This is a genomic window from Streptomyces sp. NPDC005195 (genome assembly GCF_040608315.1).
Classification (GTDB): Bacteria; Actinomycetota; Actinomycetes; order Streptomycetales; family Streptomycetaceae; genus Streptomyces; species Streptomyces kaempferi.
The window spans coordinates 1-21,505 of sequence record NZ_JBEXHZ010000066.1 but is presented as its reverse complement, the minus strand read 5'-3'; the positions used below and the strand labels follow the sequence as shown (position 1 = coordinate 21,505).

Annotated in this window: 17 protein-coding genes and 4 pseudogenes; 16 read left to right on the top strand and 5 right to left on the bottom strand. The window is 67.5% G+C overall.

Translation table 11 applies throughout. From position 1 onward, the window contains the following. The coding region (locus ABZV34_RS33145; RefSeq protein ID WP_356284981.1) for an IS3 family transposase at positions 1–396 on the top strand (396 nt) is incomplete at its 5' end. 879 nt (positions 397–1,275) lie between these two features. On the opposite strand, the gene ABZV34_RS33140 is transcribed toward ABZV34_RS33145, so the two are convergent. Continuing rightward, positions 1,276–2,538, bottom strand: coding sequence for a hypothetical protein (locus ABZV34_RS33140; protein ID WP_356284978.1), 1,263 nt, complete (start codon positions 2,536–2,538; stop codon positions 1,276–1,278). 501 nt (positions 2,539–3,039) lie between these two features. Here ABZV34_RS33140 and ABZV34_RS33135 point away from each other — a divergent pair. From ABZV34_RS33135 to ABZV34_RS33115, 5 genes and pseudogenes are all read left to right on the top strand, one after another. Next, complete coding sequence (locus ABZV34_RS33135; protein WP_329529606.1) at positions 3,040–3,294, top strand: hypothetical protein; 255 nt, start codon at positions 3,040–3,042, stop codon at positions 3,292–3,294. Beyond that, complete coding sequence (locus tag ABZV34_RS33130; protein WP_356284975.1) at positions 3,291–3,665, top strand: hypothetical protein; 375 nt, start codon at positions 3,291–3,293, stop codon at positions 3,663–3,665. The genes ABZV34_RS33135 and ABZV34_RS33130 overlap by 4 nt, the downstream gene beginning before the upstream one ends. A 523-nt stretch (positions 3,666–4,188) precedes the next feature. Then, positions 4,189–4,446 carry a hypothetical protein gene (locus ABZV34_RS33125; protein ID WP_356284972.1) on the top strand — a complete coding sequence of 86 codons (258 nt, stop codon included), beginning with the start codon at positions 4,189–4,191 and terminating at the stop codon, positions 4,444–4,446. 8 nt (positions 4,447–4,454) lie between these two features. Beyond that, a complete protein-coding gene (locus tag ABZV34_RS33120; protein WP_356284987.1) occupies positions 4,455–4,823 on the top strand; it encodes a hypothetical protein in 369 nt (122 codons plus the stop codon). A 986-nt stretch (positions 4,824–5,809) separates the two neighbouring features. Beyond that, positions 5,810–6,697, top strand: a pseudogene (locus tag ABZV34_RS33115) (PHP domain-containing protein); the annotation flags it as partial. Here the strand turns inward: ABZV34_RS33115 and ABZV34_RS33110 are convergent. Then, a pseudogene (locus ABZV34_RS33110) lies at positions 6,693–7,436 on the bottom strand (ISAzo13 family transposase); the annotation flags it as partial. The pseudogenes ABZV34_RS33115 and ABZV34_RS33110 sit on opposite strands and share 5 nt — an antisense overlap. A 560-nt stretch (positions 7,437–7,996) precedes the next feature. Between ABZV34_RS33110 and ABZV34_RS33105 the strand changes: the two are divergent. The 5 genes from ABZV34_RS33105 to ABZV34_RS33085 all read left to right on the top strand — a co-directional run bounded on the left by ABZV34_RS33105 (position 7,997) and on the right by ABZV34_RS33085 (position 14,112). After that, positions 7,997–9,013, top strand: a complete 1,017-nt coding sequence (locus tag ABZV34_RS33105) for a LacI family DNA-binding transcriptional regulator (protein WP_356284969.1) — start codon at positions 7,997–7,999, stop codon at positions 9,011–9,013. 186 nt (positions 9,014–9,199) lie between these two features. Next, positions 9,200–10,447 (top strand): extracellular solute-binding protein, encoded by a 1,248-nt coding sequence (locus ABZV34_RS33100; RefSeq protein ID WP_356284965.1) that lies wholly within the window; start codon positions 9,200–9,202, stop codon positions 10,445–10,447. A gap of 21 nt (positions 10,448–10,468) precedes the next feature. After that, positions 10,469–11,446, top strand: a complete 978-nt coding sequence (locus tag ABZV34_RS33095; RefSeq protein WP_356284962.1) for a sugar ABC transporter permease — start codon at positions 10,469–10,471, stop codon at positions 11,444–11,446. After that, positions 11,443–12,270 (top strand): carbohydrate ABC transporter permease, encoded by an 828-nt coding sequence (locus tag ABZV34_RS33090; RefSeq protein WP_356284959.1) that lies wholly within the window; start codon positions 11,443–11,445, stop codon positions 12,268–12,270. The genes ABZV34_RS33095 and ABZV34_RS33090 overlap by 4 nt, the downstream gene beginning before the upstream one ends. An 81-nt stretch (positions 12,271–12,351) precedes the next feature. After that, positions 12,352–14,112 carry a trehalase family glycosidase gene (locus tag ABZV34_RS33085; protein WP_356284956.1) on the top strand — a complete coding sequence of 587 codons (1,761 nt, stop codon included), beginning with the start codon at positions 12,352–12,354 and terminating at the stop codon, positions 14,110–14,112. 266 nt (positions 14,113–14,378) lie between these two features. Here the strand turns inward: ABZV34_RS33085 and ABZV34_RS33080 are convergent, their stop codons facing one another. After that, entirely contained in the window at positions 14,379–14,786 is a 408-nt protein-coding gene (locus ABZV34_RS33080) for a transposase (protein ID WP_356284984.1), read from the bottom strand. 809 nt (positions 14,787–15,595) lie between these two features. Here ABZV34_RS33080 and ABZV34_RS33075 point away from each other — a divergent pair. From ABZV34_RS33075 to ABZV34_RS33055, 5 genes and pseudogenes are all read left to right on the top strand, one after another. After that, positions 15,596–17,947, top strand: coding sequence for a xanthine dehydrogenase family protein molybdopterin-binding subunit (locus tag ABZV34_RS33075; RefSeq protein WP_356284953.1), 2,352 nt, complete (start codon positions 15,596–15,598; stop codon positions 17,945–17,947). Beyond that, positions 17,944–18,870: an FAD binding domain-containing protein gene (locus tag ABZV34_RS33070; protein ID WP_356284950.1), complete on the top strand. Its 927-nt coding sequence runs from the start codon at positions 17,944–17,946 to the stop codon at positions 18,868–18,870. Before ABZV34_RS33075 ends, ABZV34_RS33070 begins: the two co-directional genes overlap by 4 nt. Next, positions 18,870–19,352 (top strand): (2Fe-2S)-binding protein, encoded by a 483-nt coding sequence (locus ABZV34_RS33065; RefSeq protein ID WP_356284947.1) that lies wholly within the window; start codon positions 18,870–18,872, stop codon positions 19,350–19,352. The genes ABZV34_RS33070 and ABZV34_RS33065 overlap by 1 nt, the downstream gene beginning before the upstream one ends. 9 nt (positions 19,353–19,361) lie before the next feature. Beyond that, complete coding sequence (locus ABZV34_RS33060) at positions 19,362–20,360, top strand: amidohydrolase family protein (RefSeq protein ID WP_356284944.1); 999 nt, start codon at positions 19,362–19,364, stop codon at positions 20,358–20,360. Continuing rightward, positions 20,357–20,854 (top strand): annotated as a pseudogene (locus tag ABZV34_RS33055) (FAD-dependent monooxygenase); the annotation flags it as partial. The gene ABZV34_RS33060 and the pseudogene ABZV34_RS33055, both read left to right, overlap by 4 nt. Positions 20,855–21,137: 283 nt before the next feature. Here the strand turns inward: ABZV34_RS33055 and ABZV34_RS33050 are convergent. Then, a pseudogene (locus ABZV34_RS33050) lies at positions 21,138–21,254 on the bottom strand (IS5/IS1182 family transposase); the annotation flags it as partial. Between the two features lie 29 nt (positions 21,255–21,283). Beyond that, positions 21,284–21,505: IS3 family transposase (locus ABZV34_RS33045; protein WP_356284941.1), on the bottom strand; the 222-nt coding region annotated here is incomplete at its 5' end.

Sequence of the window (21,505 nt, the reverse complement as noted above, 5' to 3'; positions counted from 1 at the left end):
ACACCCGCCCCACCCTCAACCTCCGGCATGCGCAGGACGATAGCCCCCGCTCACCAGCCCCGCTGGTCAAGATCAACGCAAGCTAAGTGGCATTGGGTTGAACTCGCCAACTACATGTCAGCCGAGTTCGGAAAGACGCTCGACCGGTTCGAGCTTCGCAGATCTTCCGGTCGCACCGGGATCTGTTTCGGCAATGCCATGGCCGAAACATTCTTCGGCGCCCTGAAGAACGAGCGTGTATCGAGGGTGACTTACCTGACCCGCGAGGCCGCCAGGCAGGACATCACTCGCTACATCGAATTCTGGTACAATCGCAAACGCCTCTACTCGGCCGTGGGTTACCGCCCTCCGCGCGAAGTCCACGCCGAGTACGAGAAGTTGCGAATCGCCGCGTGAAATAGATGGTCAGACGCCTGTCCGGAAACCGCGAGGCCCCTCACCGTCAGCAGCCATATCCGACCGTGTAATCAGCCGAGCAGACCTCAGGGACCGTCGTGCCCATAGTTCGGGACGAAGCGGTCCCCGTGCCACAGCCGTGCCACATCGTGCGGTCAACCACGGTCAACGACGGCTTGCCGCAGTCGAGATGCGCCGTTCGCTTGGACTGGCGCGACAGCCGGACTGACCTGGGCACCCTTGCCACCGGCCACGTCCGCCCTTACAAGGCGGATGTCGGCGGTTCGAAACCGTCCGCGCCCACCAGTCTCAGGACACGAACAAGGCCCAGGTCAGCCGGTGTGAATCCGGGTGCCTGGGCCTTGATCTTTTTCGGCTGTCGGGGGACGCCGTGCCACTCACGTGCCAGATGGTCCGTGCGGGGGCCGCTTCCACGGCAAAGAGCGTCGGCGGCGACCAGCCGCGGCTTCGCCGGGCGCGTCACCGGCTCCGCTCGGGGCGTCGCTCCTGCCTCCGGCCCGCTCCGCTCCGCCACGGCTGCGCCTCCGCGCGCCCACACATGGATAGGGCCGGAGGCCATGAGTCGATCACCCGCATAGAGCAGGCCATGGTCAAGGCAATGCCTCCGGCGGGGGATCGACCGGCACCGGGATGGAGGGGGCACCGTTCCCGACTGCGGGCCGTAGGGGGTGCGCGGGAGCTCCCATCCCGTCCGCCATCGCCCCAGGCAGAGCCGAGCAGACGTGGTCCATGACGTCCAGGTGGTACGTACAGTGGCGCGCTCCAGTTGGACGCCTTGGACCACGCCCGCTCCACGGTGTGTGGGTCGACGGGCGGACGGGATTGGAGCTGGGGAAGGCGGTGGGTTAATCCGGTTGGTCAGTTCACGCAGCCAGGCACCGAGACTGCGCTGCCGGCGCAGTTGGTGGGCTTGTTGTGCTTCACCTTGCTGTTGTTCAGGGCCACCGTGCCGGACTTGTTGTTGATTCCGCCGGGAGGGGCGCTGCTGGTGTTGTGCTCCACCTGACTGCTGGTGAGCGTGGCGATCCCACCGTTGTTGGTCAGACCACCGCCCTGGGCACCCGTGCCGGTGGAGGTGTTGTGTTCGATCTCAAGCCGCTTGGTGCTCAGCGTGCCCTCGTTGTAGACGCCACCACCCTGGGCGTTGGTCCCCTGGGCCGAGTTGTGTCCGATCTTTCCGCCGTCGATCGTCACCGTGGCGGCCACTCCCTGGTTCGAGATCCCCCCGCCCACGCCCGGCGCGTTCGCCGTTGCGGTGACCGTGTTGTGCTCCACACGGGTGTGGTGCAGGTTCACCTTGCCGGGGTTGAGGTTGAAGATCCCTCCACCACCTCTGAAGCCACCGGTGCTGGCTGCGCTGTTCGAGAAGATCTCGGAATCCTCGATCGTCGCCGGGCCGCTGTTGGCGAGTCCGCCACCCACGCCGCCCGTGGCGTTATTGCTGATCGTGGTGCCGTCGGCGATGGTGAGGTCGCCTCTGCTCGAGATGCCGGCGCCGAACGCTGCCGAGGTGTTGTAGCCGACGGCACTGTGACGGATCCGCACGGTGGCAGAGGCGAGAATGAAGAAGCCGCCGCCGTCGAAGGCGGTGCCGTTCCGCACGACGCTACGGGTGAGGTCGATGGTCCCACCCGAATTGGCGAAGATGTTGCCGCCGTCGGTGGCGGTGCCGTTCGTCACAACGCTACGGGTGAGGCTGAGTGTCCCACCCGGATTGACGAAGATGTTGCCACCAGCAGTACCCGGGACGCTGCCGTTGCGTACGGTGAGATCGTTGAGTGCTAGGTTCCCGGGTCCGTCGATTTCGAAGATGCGGAACAGGGCTGCCGTCGTCGGATCTCGTTGGATGGTGGCGTCGCGTCCCTTGATGGTGAGTTTCTTGGTGATCACGGGCAAAGCGTTGTTGGCGTTGTCCGGCGTGGTGTAGCTGTAGACGCATCTGTGGGCCAGCACCAGCGTGTCCCCGGAGTTGGCGCTAGTGATCGCGTTCTTCAGTGCGGTCGGGTCACAGGGCACGTTGGTTGTCGCGGCCTGGGCCGTCGCGGGCGTAGCCACCAAACTCACCACCATGCCGGCCACAGCGATTGCACCGCGCAGACAGGCGCCTCGAAACGCTGCCATGGGGCCTCCTTCTTCTCGGGCGGTAGCCCCGGTCCAGAGCTACACGTCAATCACGTCTGCTATCGCTCACAGTGACGACAGGCCGGATGTCAGCCCCTGCACGGCACGCCAATATCCACCGAACAGACCACAAGGGCGGCGAGCGCAGCGGCTGCCCCTGACATCACCGGTTGACATCAACGACGACGGACCGGAGCGCACAGGGGCGGCCACGACCCGGAAACTAATGCAGCCTCACGAGCGCGTTGCCGGACGTCGTATGGGTCGGTGATCGAACTCCTAAAGCGGGTGTCGCAGGACCATCCCCGCGTGCGCGGGGAGCAGACGGATGAGGCGTCGGCCGGCCCGGCGGAGTTGGGAGCATCCCCGTGCCTGCGGGGATGGTCCTGCCACCACGGTGGTGGTGCCGAGCGGCCGGCGGGAGTGAGATCGCGCGGGGCCGCGGCGATGCTTCCTGTGGAAGGGCCTGCACAGGAATTCTACCGGCGGTAGAATCGCGGTATGAGCAGGCCCACGAGCATCAAGACGAGTGAGGAAGTACGCGACAGGCTGCGTGTCCTCGCTGCCGAGCGCGGTACCACGATCACCGAGCTCCTGGAGGAGCTTGCGAGCCGTGAGCTCACGGATGCCGAGAGGGAGCGGCGTGCCGTGGAGGCGGCTGCCGAGCTCGGTGTCGACTACAGCGAGCAGGTCCAGCACGCCGGTCAGGACGCCTGGGCGAAGATCCGTGCGCATCAGGGCGGCGCCGCCGCGTGAACCTGACGGCAGTCCTGGACCACACCGCTCTGGCCTCTCTGTACCGTGCGGATCCCTTCTTCATCGGCCTTTACATCGAAGCGTCGCGTGGCACCGGCCGCGTCCTCATCCCGTCGCTGTCCGTCCTTGCCGCCGAGCGCCGGCTTACGGGGGCGGGACGGCATGCGGCGTCCCTGCGTTTCGCGGAGAGTGTTCCCTTCACCGGGGAGCACGCGAGAGATGCGATGGACTGGGGAATGGTGGAGCTGCCCGTCGCTCACGCGGCGGCGATCGCCTGGCACGCGGTGAAGGCGGGCGAGCCGCTCACCGTCCTGTCCCTGGAGCCCGCGTTGTATACGGGCACCGGCATCATGCCCCTCAACCCGACCTGACCTCACACCTCAGCCCGAAGCAGCCCGGGCACTCGCTGGAGAACCCTCGTCGGGCGAGACCCACACCCAGGTCTTGGACTGCGCTTGCGGAAGCAGCCTCAGAAGACCGCCGCTGTGGTGGCGAGAAGGGGCGTGAGCACCCACCGCGGGACAGCACGGCATGAAGATTCGATGGCGGCTGCGGATGGCCGCCGTCCAGAGCGAGGTGTGGACCGGCACCGAGATGCGGCGGTGACAAGATCTTGAGTGAGAGGGAGGTCGCGGGCACGGACGCGGTTCTGGCAGGTAATGGGCCGCCTCGCAGGACGCCTGATGAGTCACTGGATATGCTTCGCGGCTTGTGCCGCGAGGGGTACGTGTCCCACCGGAGGACACCGAACTACGCCGCTGACCACTGTGGCCTACGGCTACAGAGCGCTGCCAGTCGTTTCCTTCTCGCTGGACAAAAAAGCTGAGCCTCAACATTCCCAAGACGGGTACGTACCCGTACCCGTATCCTAAGAAGATGGGAAGGAGCACGATCATGTCTGACGCAAACGTCCGCATCCCCGAGGAAGCCAAAGACCGGCTGGCCGCAGTAGCGGCCGCGGAAGGGCTCTCGCTTCGCGCATACCTTGCCCGTCTGGCGGAGACGCTGCTGACCCCAGCCGAGCGGGCCGAACGGGCGGCGCAGGCCCGGGCGGCGCTGAAGTCGTGGAACGGCTACGCTCCGACCGCAACGGAGGAGCGGAACCTGGACGACGAGCTGGACCGGCGCCTGGCCAGGGCGAGCGACCAGTGAGCGACGCCATGCACATCGTCGTGGACGAGACCGCGATGGCCGCGGCCGGCCAGGGCAACTTCCTTGCCTCCCGTCTGATCCACCGCGCCCACGTCGAAGCAGACTGGTTCCTGTATGCCCCGGCATGTGCACTGGTGGAAGCCGACCGCGTCCGGCCCGGCACAGCCGAACATCTGGTCTCCCTTCCCGGAGTCACCGTCCTCGACCTGGACCTGGCAGCCGCCCTGGCTCTCGCACAGCACAGGACATGGGCCGCGGCACACAGCCAGTACGCGGCACAGCCCACCCCCGACCGACCCGACGGCGCGATCATCGCGACGACGGACGCGCACCGGTGGACCGGCCAACCGGTCCGCGTCCTGGACCTCACTCCCTGATCTCGACACCAAGGGCGGCGCCGATGAGGTCATAGCGGGCGGCAGCGAGCCCCGACGAGCTGTGACTCAGGCCCGACGCGTTCCCCGAAGACTTAACGGTGCACCGGCGACCTGTGGGTTCTTCGAGCCGTCCCCACGGCCACGGACACCCATCGTGTGGGCCGATGCGTTCCACGGCCTGCCGCTACGACGGCAGCGGTTCCATCGACAGGGGAAGGTGAAGGTGCCGACCATGGCATACACCGACTACATGCCGCCCGTTGGCGGAAACAAGCTGAATCACGCCGAATTGACGGACCACTGCCGCCCACGGTCTGGCACAACCTTCCCCGAGCACAACTGCACCGCTAACGGGCTGTGCCGTCGCTGCGACGCCGCTGAGAAGTGACCATATCCATGGTCATGCAGTGGCCGAAGCACGCATAGCTCCCGCGATTCTCCGTCCACTGCGTTCGAGCGGGCGCCCGCCATCGTCGCTGTGACGTGGGACGGGTGGGAGTCCAGTGCACTTGCCGCGGTGCCTGCCGGACTGATGGCCGACCGAGTCTGGGATCTCCTGCCGCCAGAGATGGCGTAGACCAGTGGCCCGTATCGCCGCGGCGCACACAGCTGCCGCTCCACGTTGAAACCGTAGCCTTCCATCCGGAGTCCGAACCTGTGCCCGGACTCGTCTGTGTACGCCGCCCAGCCGTGTCCGATCAACCGCCAAGGCAGTTGAAACTGGCCACCGTTGTGGGAACTCGGCAGCATCGCCGCAATGATGCCCAGCTACGGCATTCCTTGCTATGCCGGTCCTATGAAGATCGCCATCGACGCGCGACGTGCCGCCACGCCGACGCGCGTTTCGACTTCGTTCCGTGAGACTGCGAGGTCACCCGGGCGGGGCTTGGCCGAGACGATTTTGAGGTCGTCCCAGGGCCGGAACTGATCATCGTTCCGGGTCTAGGGTGAGGCCCTTCCCACGACTGCTCGGAGGTGCCCTCCCGGTGACGGATTCCTTTGTTCACCTGCACAATCACACCGAATACTCGATGCTCGACGGCGCGCAGAAGCTCAAGCCGATGTTCGCCGAAGTAGAGTGTCAGGGCATGCTGGCCGTCGCCATGAGCGACCACGGCAACATGTTCGGTGCGTACGAGTTCCATCAGGTGTCCAAGGGCGTCGACGGCGTCAAGCCGATCATCGGGATCGAGGCCTACGTCGCACCGTCCTCACGCCGGAACCGCAAGCAGGAGTTCTGGGGGCCGGGCGGCCAGCGGGCCATGTCGGACGACGGCGAGGGATCGAAGGACGTCTCCGGCGGTGGCCGGTTCACGCACATGACGATGTGGGCGCAGAACGTCCAGGGCCTGAAGAACCTCTTCTACCTGTCGACAGAGGCCAGCTACACCGGCCAGTTCCCCGCCGGCAAGCCGCGGATGGACATGGACCTGATCAGCGAGCACACAGGCGGAATCATCGCCACGACGGGCTGCCCGTCCGGCGCGATCCAGACGCGGCTGCGGCTGAACCAGTACGACGAGGCCCGTGCAGTCGCCGCCTCCTACCAGGACATCTTCGGCAAAGGGAACTACTTCCTGGAACTGATGGACCATGGGCTGTCCATCGAGAAGGACGTCCGCGACGGCCTGTTGCGGCTGGCCAGGGATCTGGACATTCCGCTGCTGGCCACGAACGACGCGCACTATGTGCACGAGGACCACGCGGATGCGCACGACAACCTGCTGTGCATCGGAGTGGGCAAGAATAAGGACGACCCCAAGCGGTTCCGGTTTCAGGGGAGCGGCTACTACCTCAAAACCGCCACCGAGATGCGGAACCTGTTCTCCGAACTCCCGGACGCCTGCTCCAACACCCTCCTGATCGCAGGTCGGTGCCGACGCTGACCCATCCGGTGTTCGCCGCGATGTCGTAGATCCCGTATGGGATCGCCTTGCCGGGCCCCTCCCGGTCCAGGAAGTCATGCGTCTTGACCTGCAGTGGGTCGCCCGTGGGCTGCCACTCACGCCCCGCGTTCTTGTACTCGCCGACCAGTTCCTTCTTCTTGCTGTCCACGCTGACCACCGGGTCCCCAGCGTCGATGTGGTCCTTGGCCTGCTCGTTGATGTAGCGGAACTGGGCGTCCCGGTCCGGGTGCTGCTTGCCCTCGATGGTCTTGGAGTTGGCCTGCAGACTGAAGCCTTCCTCCCGCAGCAGGTCACCGACCGTGTCGGCACTGACCTTGTGTCCCTGGCGAGTCAGCTCGCCGGCCAGGTTGCGGGTCGACTTGGTCGTCCAGCGCAGCGGCGACATCGGGTCTCCGCGCATGTCCGGCTCGACCAGGGCCAGCAGCGCGGGCCGGAGCCCTGCATCCGGGTCGGCGGCCTTCTTCCGGCCGCCGCCTGGTCGGCGGACCCGCCCCAGCGGCTCTCCTCCCGACTCCAGCTCATCCACCCCCTTCCGGACCGTCGTCTCGCTGGCCTCGGCGGCCCGAGCAACGGCCCGGATCCCACCGTGGCCCAGAAGACGGGCCTCGGCTCCCATCAGCAGACGCTGCTGCCGCTCGTCCAGATGTGGGAACAACACCTGGAATTTCACGGCGAGTTGATCCCGAATCTCCTGCGGTATGCCCATACCACGTCAACGAGCCAAACCACCGGAAGCAACACCTTGATTTTCTGCGAGCCCTTAGGTGACCCAGGCCGGCAACCGAGCGTCTCGGACCGGTCGCGGGTCGACTCGGTGCAGGGAGTGGACGCCCTCTTGGTCATTCGTCCACGGCACCGTCGACCCGGAGGGTGAAGCGTTACTGATGGCCAACTGGGCCCCGTCGAAAGGCCTGACGCGGCAGGATCCAGGACGGCGTCGACCTGCCCTTCGGCGAGGAGGAACACAGCCCGGGCTGCAGGGGCGAGGCTGTGTTCCTCCTAGCCTCCTGGGCCCACTCCCGTCTCCGGAAGGATCACTTTCATCGAACCGGTTCGCAGGAACCTAGCACCGAGGAAATCTCGCAGCAATACCTCTGACACGAGCGATGCAGGCTAAACCCGTGCAGCGTTGGGGTTGTCGTGCTTTTGCAAGAAGTGCCGTTCCCGGTGTTGACAGCCGTCCGGCTTGTTCCTAACTTCACTTCACGCGAACCGGTTCGACGAGCGGGCTGGTTCTGTCGGACCGGTTCGAAGAAGGAGTTCCTCGTGAACATCGGTGAGATCGCCCGGCGGGCCGGTGTCTCACGGAGCACCGTGTCCTACGCGCTGAGTGGCAAGCGCCCGGTCTCGGACGACACCCGTCGGAAGATCCAGCAGGTCATCGACGAGTTGGGCTACCGCCCGAACGCCAGTGCCCGCGCTCTGGCCAACGGCCGGACCAGCACGATCGGCCTGGTCTTCCCGCCGGCTGGCAACCACTACACCGGCATGCAGCTGGACTTCATCGGCAGCGTGGTCGAGGCCGCCGCGGCCTACGACTATGACGTGCTGCTGTCTCCCAGTGGCGTGGACAGCGATCGTTCCTTCCAGCGGCTGCTGGGGGAACGGCGAGTCGACGGCGCCATCCTCATGGAGATCAGGCTCGCGGACGACCGGGTCGACCACCTGGCCGAGCTGGGCTTTCCCTCTGTCGCCATCGGCCGCACCGCCAACCCGGAGAGCGGCTGGTGGGTGGGCCTGGACCACACCGCGCTGGTGGAGGCGTGCGTCCACCACCTGGCAGACCTAGGCCACCGCAGGGTCGCCTTCGTCAATCGTCCCGAGCAACTGCTGCGGGCCGGATACGAGTCCGCGCACCGTGGCCTGGACGGCTTCACCAAGGCCGCGGCCGAACGTGGGCTGAGCGTGCGGACGTACAACTGCGGGGACGACGCCGCGTCGGGGCAAGCGTGCCTGGAACGGATCCTGCGGGACGACCCGGACACCACGGGGCTGGTCACGTTGAACGAGGCCGCGCTCGGTGGTCTCTACCGGGGGCTCGCCCAGGCGGGCCGTCATGTACCGCGCGATTTCTCCGTCACCGGGGTCGTCGCCGGCCGGTGGGCGGAGACGGTGACTCCGCAGCTCACCGCCGCCAACGTGCCGGCGGAGGAGATGGGCCGTCTCGCCGTCGACCTCCTCGTCGAGCGGCTCGACGACCCCGACGCTTCGGCCCGGAACCACCTGCTCGCACCGCCGATCTCCCTGCGGGCCAGCACCGGGCCCGTCCTTGGTTCCGCCTGAGCCCGGCCTCCCGACTCCACCACACTCCCGACCACGACCCACGGGCGCACCGCCCACCACGCTCACGGACACCTCGTTCCAGCGCTCCGAGCACCCGCATCCTTCACAGACGCCTTCAGCGTGCTCCGGCCTTCCCTCGTCTCCCCCTGTCACGGCACACCCGTGCTAACAAGCAAAGGACCTGCCATGCACAGCACCTCCAGACAACGCCGTCTGACCGCCGTGGCCCTGACGACCCTGGCCCTGGCCGTCAGCGCCACCGCCTGCTCCTCCGGCTCGGACAGCTCCGGATCGAAGGACGCCGCCGGCGGTACCTACACGGTCTGGGACCCGTACCCGCAGTTCGCCAAAGGCTCGGACTGGGCGAAGCTGCTGGACCAGTGCGGCACCAAGGCGGGCGTGAAGATCAAGCGGACGGCCTTCGACACCAGCGACCTGGCCAACAAGACTCTGCTGGCGGCCCAGCAGGACAACTCCCCGGACATCCTCATCGTCGACAATCCGGTGGTGTCGACCCTCGCCGAGGCGGGTGTGCTCACCACGGCCGACGACAACAAGCTGGACACCTCCAAGACCGATGCCAACCTGCTCGCGGCCGGCCAGTCCGGCGGCAAGACGTACGGCACACCGATCGGCGCCAACACCCTGGCCCTCTACTACAACAAGGAGGTGCTGAAGAAGGCCGGCGTGGACGCCTCTTCGGTCAAGGACTGGGAGTCGCTGACGGCGGCGCTGGCGAAGGTCAAGAAGGCGGGCAAGAAGGGCATCACCTTCTCGGCGATCGGTACCGAGGAGGGCAGCTTCCAGTTCCTGCCGTGGTTCTGGGGTTCGGGTGCGAAGCTCACCGCACTCGACTCCGCGCAGGGCGTCACCGCACTGTCCCTGTGGAGGGGCTGGCTCGACAACGGCTACGCTCCGAACTCGGTGCTCAACAACACCCAGACCACCAGCTGGCAGGAGTTCGCCAGCGGTGACTATGCGTTCAGCGAGAACGGTACCTGGCAGCTCGCCAATGCCAAGAAGGCCGGCTTCGACTACGGGGTGATTCCCATCCCCGCCGCCGAGGGCGGCAACGCCGCGGCCCCTACCGGCGGCGAGTTCGTAACCATCCCGGTCCAGAACGACTCCGCCCGCTACGGCACATCCCAGAAGCTGGTCACTTGCCTGACCAGCGGCGATGCCCTCTACAAAACCGACACCACGCTGTCCTATGTGGCCCCCACCCGTGAAGTCCAGGACAAGCAGGTGGCCGCAAACGCCGACCTGAAGCCGTGGGCCGACGCGGTCCGGGCGGCCAGGGGCCGTACCAGCGACGACCTGGGCACCAAGTACCCGAAGATCTCCGAGCACATGTGGAAGGCCGTCCAGGCCGCTCTCAGCGGCTCCAAATCGCCCAAGGATGCGCTGTCCGAGGCGCAGTCGGCCGTCAAGTAACCAGGGATTCGCGGTCCGCAGATGAACGACACGAAACAGCTCTCGGACCGCCGGTCCGCGCTCGACAGGGTCGGGGCGGTCGCCGCCTCGACCCGAGCCGCGCGAGATCGGCGCCGTCCGGCCTCCCCGCAGTGGGCAGCCTGGGGCTTCCTCGCCCCGGTCACCGTCTATCTCGCCCTCTTCTACGCCTATCCGCTCTACCGCAACCTCGACCTGAGTCTGCGCGACTACACCGTCCGCTCCTTCGTCCAGGGCGACGCGCCGTTCACGGGCCTGGCGAACTACCGTAAGGCTTTCGACGACCCGGTCTTCGCGCCGGCCCTGCTGCACACCGCGGTCTTCACCGCCGTATGCCTGGTCTTCCAGTACGCCATCGGGCTCGCCCTCGCGGTCTTCTTCAACCAGAACTTCCGGCTTTCGGCCACGCTCCGGGCCCTGTTCCTGGTCCCCTGGCTGCTGCCGCTTATCGTCTCCTCCTCCACCTGGTCGTGGATGCTCAACAGCGACTCGGGGGTGGTCAACGCCGTTCTGCACGCCGTTGGCATCGGGCCGGTGAACTGGCTGACCTCGCCGTCCTGGTCGCTCACCTCGGTGATCATCGCGAACATCTGGATCGGCGTCCCCTTCAACCTGGTGGTGCTCTACAGCGGTCTGCAGTCCATCCCCGGGTCACTGCACGAAGCCGCCGCCCTCGACGGCGCGAACGCCTGGCAGCGCTTCTGGCGCATCACCTTCCCGCTGCTGCGGCCGGTCTCCGCCATCACGCTGCTGCTGGGCCTCGTATACACCCTCAAGGTCTTCGACATCATCTGGATCATGACCAAGGGCGGCCCGGCGGACTCGTCGACCACCTTCGCCACCTGGTCCTACCAGCTCGGTTTCGGCAACCTCCTGCCGGCCTTCGGCCCGGGTGCGGCCGTCGGCAACCTGCTCGTGGTCGCCGCTCTGGTGTTCGTCCTGATCTACGTCCGTGTCCAGCGAAAGCAGGCGCTGTCATGAGAACGGACGCTGTCACGAAGACAGGCTGGAAGACGGCCGTCGGCCTGCTGCTGACGGGGGTCATGCTCTTCCCGGTCTACTGGATGATCAACGTGTCCCTCACCCGCGACCAGGACATGCGCAAGAGCCCGCCGGACCTGTTCCCCACCCACGGCACCCTGGCCGGCTACCGCACCGTCCTCGGCGAGCAGTTGCCTTACCTCGGCACCAGCCTGGTGGTCGCCCTCGGTACCGTCGTGCTGACCGTGGTCCTGGCCGCGCCCGCCGGCTACGCCCTGGCCAAGCTGCGCCCGCGCGGCGGCGGCCTGCTGAGCTTCGTCCTGCTGGCCGCCCAGATGATCCCCGGGATCATCATGGCGATGGGCTTCTACGCCGTCTACCTCCAGCTCGGCCTGCTCCAGTCCGTGCCCGGCCTGATCGTCGCCGACTCCACTCTGGCCGTCCCCTTCGCGGTGCTGATCTTCACCGCCTTCATGTCGGGTATACCCGGCGAGCTGCTCCAGGCCGCGCAGATGGACGGAGCGAGGGCGCCGCGGACCTTCTGGTCGATCGTCCTGCCGATGAGCCGCAACGCCGTCGTCACGGTCTCGTTGTTCGCCTTCCTGTGGTCCTGGTCCGACTTCGTCTTCGCCAACACCCTGGTCAACGGCGGCGCCCGGGAGCCGATCACCCTCGGCATCTACCACTACATCGGCAACAACAACCAGGAGTGGAATGCCATCATGGCCACCGCGGTCGTGGCGTCATTGCCCGCCGCGGTCATTCTCGTCCTCGCCCAGCGCTATGTGGCGGCCGGCGTGACCACCGGCGCCGTCAAGGACTGAGTCCCCGGAGCTGCCACGCCGACCGGCGCCCTCCCGCGCCAGCCGGCCGGAACCCCCTGACCGAGAAACGAGTCACACCACATGACCGCCGCACTGTCCGGCCCGGCATTCTCCGTCCACGACATCCCGTTCAGCACGTACGGGTCCTGGTTCGACATCTCGCCCGTGATCGCGGAGAAGACGTATGCCGAGGACCTCCACCTCGTCTCGCACCAGAACGGCATGCACGGTGTCCTGCGTCTGGTCCCCCTGGAACCGGTGGGAGGCGGGCGGGCCGAGACCCGCGTCGAGGCGATACCGGGCCTGCTCAGCTGGGTCGGCGAGAGCGGGCGCGTCGAGCTCGCCTATGAAGCCCCGGACGCCGTACGCCTTCGGGGCAGCGGCCTGGGCTTCGGCGTCCTCGCCGCCGTACGGACCCTCACCCCGTTCAGCGGAACGTACTTCTTCCACGATCCGGCCGCGAACGCGCACGTCTTCACCTCGTACGAGACTGGCCGCCGCTACCGGGTCACCGTACTGTCCGGCACCCTCGCGGACGCGCCCGGAGACCAGGCCCTGGGCAGTAGCGATCGCGGTGTCACGGTGACAGCGGAGGCAGACGGCGACTGGGAGGTCGCGGTCGAGGAACTCGACACCGCTCGCCCGCCCTACGCATCCTCGGCGTCCTTTGACGACATCGCGTCGGCCGCCCAGGGAGCGTTCACGGCTTTCGTGGACGCGGTGGCGCCCTGGCGTTCGGAAGCCACCCCCGCCGCCGAACTCGCAGCCTACGTCGTCTGGTCCGCGACCGTGGCGGCGAAGGGCCTGGTCACCCGGCCCGGCGTGCTGATGTCCAAGCACTGGATGGACAAGGTCTGGAGCTGGGACCACTGCTTCAACGCACTCGCCCTGGCGCCGGGTGCGCCCGAGCTGGCCTGGCACCAGTTCCATCTGCCCTTTGACCACCAGGACGAGAGCGGCGCCTTGCCGGACTCGGTCACCCACTCCGAAGTCCTCTACAACTTCGTCAAGCCGCCCATCCACGGCTGGGCCTTCCGCCACCTGCGTGGCAGTCTGCCAACCCACCTGAGCCGGGCCGAACTGACCGAAGTATACGAGCGCCTGGAGCGCTGGACCGGCTTCTGGCTCACGGTGAGGCGCGCGCCCGGCGCCGAACTGCCTTACTACCAGCACGGCAACGACAGCGGGTGGGACAACGCCACCACCTTCGACCCCGGGCGGGTGGTCGTCACCGCAGACCTCACCGCCTTCCTCGTCCTCCAACTCCGCGAACTCGAGTCGCTGGCACGAGAGTTGGGCAGACCGGACGAGGCGAGCCGATGGGTCGGGGCAGCCGAGGAAATCCAGGCGGCGCTACTCGACCAGCTCTGGACCGGAGAGAGGTTCGTCGCGCGCTCGGCCGGGACCGGGGAGACCTGGAGCAGCGCCAGTCTCCTCGACCTGATGCCCATCGCGCTGGGTGAACACCTGCCGGCCGAGGTCACCAGCGCGCTGGCCGACCGCATCAAGGCCCACCTGACCCCGTACGGCCTCGCCACCGAGCTGACCACCTCCCCGCACTATCGGGCCGACGGCTACTGGCGCGGCCCGATCTGGGCCCCCGCCACCGTCCTCATCGAGGACGGCCTGCGCCGCGCCGGCCACCTCCGGCTGGCGGACGAAATCAGCGCCCGCTTCCGCGCCCTGTGCGAGACCCATGGTTTCGCCGAGAACTTCGACGCCCTGACCGGCACCGGCCTGCGTGACCGCGCCTACACGTGGACCGCGAGCAGCTACCTCCTCCTCGCCCGTGACCACCACCTCCGCCTTGCGGGCACCGGGACCGGCGACACCGTCGCCTGACCTGCTGGCGAGAGCTCAGGGCCGAGTGGGCTCCCATGGTCACCGCAGCAGATCGCCCGCTACCTGGCCCGCGAGCATGCTCACGACGCGGCAATGCGGGCCTGCCCGGACGATCTACCGAGCCCTGTTCGCCGGCCTCCTCGGCCGCCGCGACGCCAACTCCGCACAGAGGGCCGCCTGACCCCGAGCAACAACTGACCACTCAACAACCAAGGTCAGCCGTTAAATTGGCCCTGTCTCACTTTCGGTGGTGACCGAGCGCGCTGTTATCCGAGGAGGATGCGGTGGCGGAGGAGAGTGAATCCTGCTCGTCCGTGTATCTGGCGCGCGATCCGCTTGGTTTTGGTGTTGACGCCCTCGGTGAGGCCGTTGCTGTAGGGAAGTGTGAGTGCGGCGTTCACTGCATGGTGGTCTCGGTGCAGGCCGCGGGTGAAAGCGTGCAGGTGAGGCAGGTCGGCTGCACGGACCTGGTTGATCCAGCGCGAGAGCCTTTCAGTGTTTTCTGCACGAGGTGTCAGGAGTCCGGCGAAGTCCCGCAGCTCCGAGAGGGTGAGGGCGCGCGCCAGTTCACGGCGGATCTTCTTGGGTATCTCGGGTGGGTCGTTCTCTTCCCACAGCCGGTCATCGAGGTGGAAGCGGACCGAGGGACTCAAGTGGAGACTTCTGCGGTCCATGGCACGTTGTGCGAGCTGGGGTAGCTCACTATCGGGAACCTGGCGGAAGCTCTCTTCGATCCGCTCACGCTTGTTCCCAGCGCTCTCTGGCACCTGGGGTATGCCGAGTTGCTCGAAGGCCAAGGTGAGTTCCCTATGGGTCAGCGAGGCCAGGTGGGCAACGGCTTCGCCGACTGACGAGCGCAGTGCCGAACGATCTCTGTCGACACCATTGGCAGATAGTCGCAGATGTCCTGCAAAGTCGACAGGGGGCGAAGCACGGTGCGTGGAATCCGGCCCGGGCCAACGACTCACAGAGCCGTGACGTGAGGGATGTCGGTGGGGGTGAGGTCGGTGCGGGGCGGTGCCAGCGTGCGGGGTGGCGCCATCGGCCGGCAGTGTGGACCTGGTTCGACTCGGCAACCTTCGAGGACGACGCCGGGTTCGAGTCGGCGATGTTCAAGGGCGACGCTGGTTCGAGTCCGCGGTCTTCGAGAAGGCTGCCACCGTTGGGCTTTTTGTGTGTGCCGGGCGGGTCAGGTTGTCCGGGGCAACCTTCGGCGTCAGCGCGTCCGACGAGCGATGCTGGTCGGGGTCTGCTGAACCAGCCGAAGGGCCTGCAATACAGGGGCGGCATCAGGTCCTCGAATTTTACAAGTGACCGAACGGTGAGCCGTCCCAAGCGACACGCCCGCCTCATCGCTCAACCCGCGCCCTCTTTCATCGGCGATTAGGGTTAAACGCCACGCGAGGGTGCCATTTTGTGTTGTTTCATCCCCGGCGGCGGCCTGCGTGCAAGAGCGCCTGCCAAGCAGAACCGTCCATGGTGGGTGCCTGCCAGACCGCAAGCGCACAAGTACAGGGGAGCAATTGTGGATCAATGGGCGCGACGCGAGGACGCACGGCTGCTGACGGGGAACGGCCGGTACGTCGCTGATATCGACGTTCCTGGATGCCTCGATGCCGTGTTCGTGAGAAGTAAGCTCGGTCATGGCGCGCTGCGCGACGTGGACTGTGCCGCGGCGCGCGAGGTGGCCGGGGTGGCGGGCGCCTGGTCGGCGGCGGATCTCTCCGACTTGCCGGCGTGTGCACATGCAGGCGCGACCCTGCAGGATCTGCCGCCGGTGCCGCACACCGTGCTCGCCAAACTCTCCTCGGACGAGGCAGTGGTCGGCCGCGAGTGGCCGGCACTGGTGAAGGACCGGGTACGGTACGCCGGCGAGGCGGTCGCGGTCGTCCTGGGTGAGGACCGCTATCTGGCCGAGGACGGAGCCGCGGAGGTCACCTTCCACGTCGATCCGCTGCCCGCGGTGGTCACCCCCTCGGCCGCGGCGGAGGATTCGGTCCGTCTGTTCGACGGACTGAGCAACATCGCCCTTCGGGGGGAGGCCGGGCAGCCGATCGACGACGGTGTGTGGCAGCAGGCCGCCGCGGTGGTGGAGGGCCGGTACCGGCAGAACCTGCTCATGCCGATGCCGATGGAGTGCAGAACGATCCTCGCCGTCCCCGAGGGGGACCGGCTGACGGTATGGGCCGGACACCAGATGCCGCACAGGCTGCGCCGGGAACTGGCCGCCCTGCTGGGCTGGTCGAAGGAGCGGATCCGTGTAGTGGTCCCGGACACCGGAGGCGCGTTCGGCTCGAAGAGCGCCGCCTTCCCGGAGTTCGTGGTGGTCGCCTTCCTCGCGGTGAAGCTGCAGCGCCCGGTGCGTTGGATCGAGGACCGGCTGGAATCAATGATGGTGGCGACGCGCGGCCGGGGACAGGACCAGCACGCCCGGCTCGCCGCGGACGCCGACGGGCGACTGCTGGCCTACGAACTGAACATCGACGCCGACATCGGCGCCTACCCCCATCTCGGTGTCGGCCTGCCGATGCAGACCGCCTGGATGGCGACCGGCCCCTACGCCACCCCGCAGGTCCACGCGACACTGCGCTCGGTCCTCACCAACACCATGCTGACTTACCCCTACCGGGGCGCGGGCCGCCCCGAGGCAGTGATCGCCCTGGAGCGGTCCATGGACACACTGGCCCGGCGCCTGGGCATCGACCCCGCGGAACTGCGGCGCCGCAACTTCATCCCGCCGGAAAGCTTCCCGTACGAGACGCCCACCGGCCGCCAGTACGACAGCGGAGAATACGCCCGCGCGCTCGACCTGGCCCTGGAGAGTGTCGGCTACGACACATGGCGGGCCGAACAGGCCCGGCGCCGCACGGACTCGACAGCCAAACCGCTGGGCATCGGCATCTCCTGCTACGTGGAACGCTCGGGCGGAGAACCGGGCGGACTGCATGAATTCGGCAGCATCGAGGTCACCGCGGACGGCTCCGTCACCGTCCGGCTGGGCGCGGCATCCAGCGGCCAGAGTCACGAGACGGTCTTCCCCGCGCTGGTCGCCAAGTTCCTCGGTATCGACGAGCACCGCGTCCGGCTGATCGAGGGCGACACCGACGAACAGCCGCAAGGACTCGGCTCCTTCGCCAGCCGCACCGCGCAGGTGGCCGGAGCGCTGCTCCAGCACGCCTGCCTGCTGGTCGTCGAAGAGGCTCGCAGCCGGGCCGCGGACCTGTGGAAACTGCCGCTCGACCAGGTGGAGTGGTCGGGCGGCACCGTGCAGGCCTCCGCCGACGAATCCCTCATGGACCTGGGTGAACTGGTCAAGCACACCGGGCCGTTGCGGGTGGAGGACCGGTTCGAGACCGGAATGGCATTCCCGTTCGGCAGCCACGTCGCCGTGGCCGAGGTCGACCCGGAACTGGGTACCGTGGAACTGCTGAAAATCGTCACCGTCGACGACTGCGGAGTGGTCCTCAACCCCGACATCGTGCACGCACAGGCTTTCGGCTCCGCCCTCCAGGGCATCGGCCAGGCGCTGTACGAGGGGATCCCCTACGACGAGGCCGGCACACCGATGCTCGGCAACGGGCTACTGGACTATTTGCTACCCACGTTCACCGAGGTGCCGCCGATCGAGATCAAAGACACCTGCACCCCCAGCCCCAGCTCTCCGCTGGGCGCGAAGGGCGCGGGGGAATCGGGCTGTATCGGCCTGCCGGCGGCGATCGTCAACGCCGTGGTCGACGCACTCCAGCCGGCCGACCCGGACCTGCTGCAGATGCCGCTCACCCCGGACGTGATCTGGCGGGCGGCCCGCGCCCCGAAGCTGGAGGAGAACCGGTGAAGCCCGCTGCCTTCGACTACACGGCGCCGCACACCGTCGCCGAGGCCGTCGACGCCCTGGACGACGGACGCAAGGCCCAGGTCCTGGCCGGCGGACAGAGCCTGCTCCTGGAGATGCACCTGGAACGCATCCGCCCCGACCTGGTCGTCGACATCAACCGCATCCCCGAACTCGACGACATGCGGGTCATGCACAACACCCTGCACGTCGGCGCGCTGATCAGGCACCAGGTCTTCGAGTCCGCACAAGCCGTACCGGGTCCGCTCGGTTCGCTGTTCGCCTGCGCCGTCGTCAACATCGCCCACCCGCCCATCCGGTCCCGGGGAACGATGGTCGGCAGCTTCGGCTGGGGACACCCCGCCTCCGAATGGTGCGCCATCGCCATGGCACTGGACGCCGACATCCAGCTGCGGTCCGCACAAGGAGCGCGCACCGTCGCAGCCCACGACTACTTCCACGGACCGCTCAAGACCGAGCGCCGGCCAGGAGAACTGATCACCTCCGTGCGGTGGCCGCTGCTCGCCGAACACACCGGCGTCGGCTTCATCGAACACCGGCGCACGCACTTCTGCTTCGCGCAGGTGGCCGTGGCCGCGGTCCTCACCGTGCAGGACGGAGTGATCGCCGAAGCAAGGATCGGACTGGTCAACTGCGCCGACCGTCCGCTGCGATCGCATGCCGCGGAGCAGGCCCTGACCGGCGCCGAACTCGGCCCGCCCACCGACGGTTACCAGCTGCCTGAAACCCATCCGTTCGCCCGCGCCGGCCGGATCGCCGCGGAGCAGGACGCAGACCCGGTCGCCGAGCCGTACGCCGACCTCGCCTACCGGCGGCACGCGATCGCCGTGGTCGTCGCCAGAACGCTGTCCCAGGCCGCGAACGACCACAGGTCCCGTGTCGACGAGTCCAAGGGAGCGCGCTGATGGAGATCACCCTCACCGTGAACGGCGAGGAGTACGCCCTCGACGTGGAACCCCGGCGCATCCTGGCCGACGTGCTCCGTGAGGACTGCCGCCTCACCGGCACCCATCTGGGATGCGAGCACGGTGTCTGCGGTGCCTGCACGGTACTCGTGGACGGTGCCGCGGTCCGCTCCTGCCTGATGTTGGCCGTGCAGTGCAACGGCAGCTCCGTACGCACCGCGGAAGGCCTCGCCGGACCCGACGGTGAACCCAGCGCACTGCAGCGCGCGTTCTCCGCCGAGCACGCACTGCAGTGCGGCTTCTGCACCCCCGGGTTCCTCATGGTGGCCGCCGGCGCCATGGACGCCGACCCCGCACTCGGCGACCACCCCGAGCGCGTGGACCACATCGTCAGATCCAACGTCTGCCGGTGCACCGGCTACGAACCCATCCGCCGCGCCATCCTGCGCGCCGCCCAGGAACAGCAGGAAGCCGCGACCTGAGGAGAAGACATGGCCGCACCGGGAAGCGTCCGCGCCGGAGTCATCGACGTCCACGCGCACTGGCTGCCCCGTGAGCTGCTCGCCCTACCGCCGGGCACGGTGCCCGGCGGGATGAACGACCGCGACGGCCAGCTCTTCCTCGGCGACCACCCGTTGTTCCTGGCCACCGAGGCGATGACCGACATCGAAGCGGTCCTCGCCGACACCCTCGCGGCGGGCCTGGGGGCCCGCGTCCTGTCGGCGCCCCCTTTCGCCTTCCCCGTCTACGGGCCGTCCGAGGCCGACGAGTACATCACGGCCTACAACAACCGGCTCGCCGAAGCCGTCTCCTCCAGCGACGGCATGCTGGCCGGGCTCGGCTTGACCCGCGTGGACGACGTGGACGCCGCCCGCCGCGAGATGACCCGGCTGACGGCCATGGACGGCATCGCAGGCGTCGCCGTCCCGGCCCTCGTCCAGGGCCAGTCCTACGGCGAAGGAGCCATGCGCGAAGTACTGGCTACCGCTTGCGGCCTGGACCTCGCCGTCCTCGTCCACCCCATGCAACTGCCCAGGCCCGAATGGACAGACCTCTACCTCACCAACCTGATCGGGAACCCTGTGGAGACCACCACCGCCGTGGCCTCCCTGCTCCTGAGCGGCGTCCTGGATGAACTGCCGAACCTGCGGATCTGCTTCGTCCACGGCGGAGGATGCGCACCCACACTGATCGGCCGCTGGCAGCACGGCTGGCACGCACGGGCAGACGTCCGTCAGGGAAGCACCCACCCGCCCGCCGAAGGGTTCGCCAAGCTGTACTTCGACACCGTCACCCACGACCCTGACGTACTCGGGCTCCTGACGGCCCGCGCCTCGCGGGAGCGGATCCTGTGCGGAAGCGACTACCCCTTCGACATGGCACAGCCGAATCCCGTCCGCTTCCTTCTGGACAACGGCCTCGACGCCGCGACGCTCGAGACGAACGCCCGCCAGTTCCTGGGAATCCAGCTTCCTTCCCGAGGTACATGATGCGTCCCAGCCACGCTGTCAAAGCCCTGGTCATCGGCGGATCCGTCGGAGGACTGGCGGCCGCGCACGAACTGCGCGCCGTCGACGCCGACGTCGCCGTCTACGAGCGATCGGCGGGCCACACACAGGCACGCGGCGCGGGCATCGTCATGCAGCCCGAGGTCGAGGCACTGCTCGACCGCCTCGGCGTGACGGCCGCGTCGGTCAGCGTCGAACTGCTCGAACGCAAAGGCCTCCACGCCGACGGCAGATCGGCGGCCGTACGAGCCCCCCAGCTGATGACCGCCTGGGACACCCTCTACAACACGCTGCGGGAACCACTCGCCCCCGTCTGCTACCGCCTGGACAGTGCACTGAACAGCGTGCGGGTCGACGGAAGCGAGGTCACCGCCGAATTCACCGACGGCTACACAGCCCAGGGCAACTTCCTGGTCGGCGCTGACGGCATCGGCTCGATGACCCGCAGACTGCTCGACGCCACCTCCCGCCCGACCTACGCCGGATATGTGGCCTGGCGCGGCCTCGAACCAGAATCCGCGCTTCCGGACCACCTGCTGGACCTGCTTGCCGGCCGGTTCACCTTCTTCGGAGCCGACGGAATGCAGATGCTGTGCTACGTGGTGCCCGGGCCCGAGGGGCAACGGGAGGAAGGCTCGCGCCGAGTCAACTGGGTCTGGTACATCAACGTCGACGAGGCACACCTGCCGCACCTCCTGACAGGCCGCTCCGGCAGGCAGTACGCGCACTTCCTGACGCCAGGGGAACTAGGGTCCGTCTTCAAACGGATCTTGCCCAGAGCAGGAATGACGCGAGACTTACCGCTGCCTTGTAGGAGGTGGCGGTCTTGTCGTATCTGGTGGCGATGCCGCGGAAGCCTTTGAGCCGGTTGTTGAAGTTCCCCCCGCGCACTGGACAGCGGGTGTTTACGCTGCTGAGGTGAGGTTCTGCCTGAGCAGGGATCTCGTTTCGAGCGGGGTGACGTACCCGTAGTCGGGGTGCCGGCTGCGGTTGTACTCGACCTCGACATAGCGGAAGACGTCGGCCCGGGCAGCCTCGCGGGTCTCCCACACGGTTGTCCCGATCTCCGCTTTCAGGATGGCGAACCAGCTTTCCGCGGCGGCGTTATCGTAACAAGAGCCGACGCG

What these genes read in the sequence shown, in the direction of transcription:
- ABZV34_RS33090 (WP_356284959.1), top strand. Translation starts at nt 11,443, where the DNA reads ATGAGAACGGACGCTGTCACGAAGACAGGCTGGAAGACGGCCGTCGGC.
- ABZV34_RS33125 (WP_356284972.1), top strand. Translation starts at nt 4,189, where the DNA reads ATGTCTGACGCAAACGTCCGCATCCCCGAGGAAGCCAAAGACCGGCTG.
- ABZV34_RS33120 (WP_356284987.1), top strand. Translation starts at nt 4,455, where the DNA reads ATGCACATCGTCGTGGACGAGACCGCGATGGCCGCGGCCGGCCAGGGC.
- ABZV34_RS33100 (WP_356284965.1), top strand. Translation starts at nt 9,200, where the DNA reads ATGCACAGCACCTCCAGACAACGCCGTCTGACCGCCGTGGCCCTGACG.
- ABZV34_RS33085 (WP_356284956.1), top strand. Translation starts at nt 12,352, where the DNA reads ATGACCGCCGCACTGTCCGGCCCGGCATTCTCCGTCCACGACATCCCG.
- ABZV34_RS33080 (WP_356284984.1), bottom strand. Translation starts at nt 14,786, where the DNA reads ATGGACCGCAGAAGTCTCCACTTGAGTCCCTCGGTCCGCTTCCACCTC.
- ABZV34_RS33065 (WP_356284947.1), top strand. Translation starts at nt 18,870, where the DNA reads ATGGAGATCACCCTCACCGTGAACGGCGAGGAGTACGCCCTCGACGTG.
- ABZV34_RS33060 (WP_356284944.1), top strand. Translation starts at nt 19,362, where the DNA reads ATGGCCGCACCGGGAAGCGTCCGCGCCGGAGTCATCGACGTCCACGCG.
- ABZV34_RS33095 (WP_356284962.1), top strand. Translation starts at nt 10,469, where the DNA reads ATGAACGACACGAAACAGCTCTCGGACCGCCGGTCCGCGCTCGACAGG.
- ABZV34_RS33135 (WP_329529606.1), top strand. Translation starts at nt 3,040, where the DNA reads ATGAGCAGGCCCACGAGCATCAAGACGAGTGAGGAAGTACGCGACAGG.
- ABZV34_RS33140 (WP_356284978.1), bottom strand. Translation starts at nt 2,538, where the DNA reads ATGGCAGCGTTTCGAGGCGCCTGTCTGCGCGGTGCAATCGCTGTGGCC.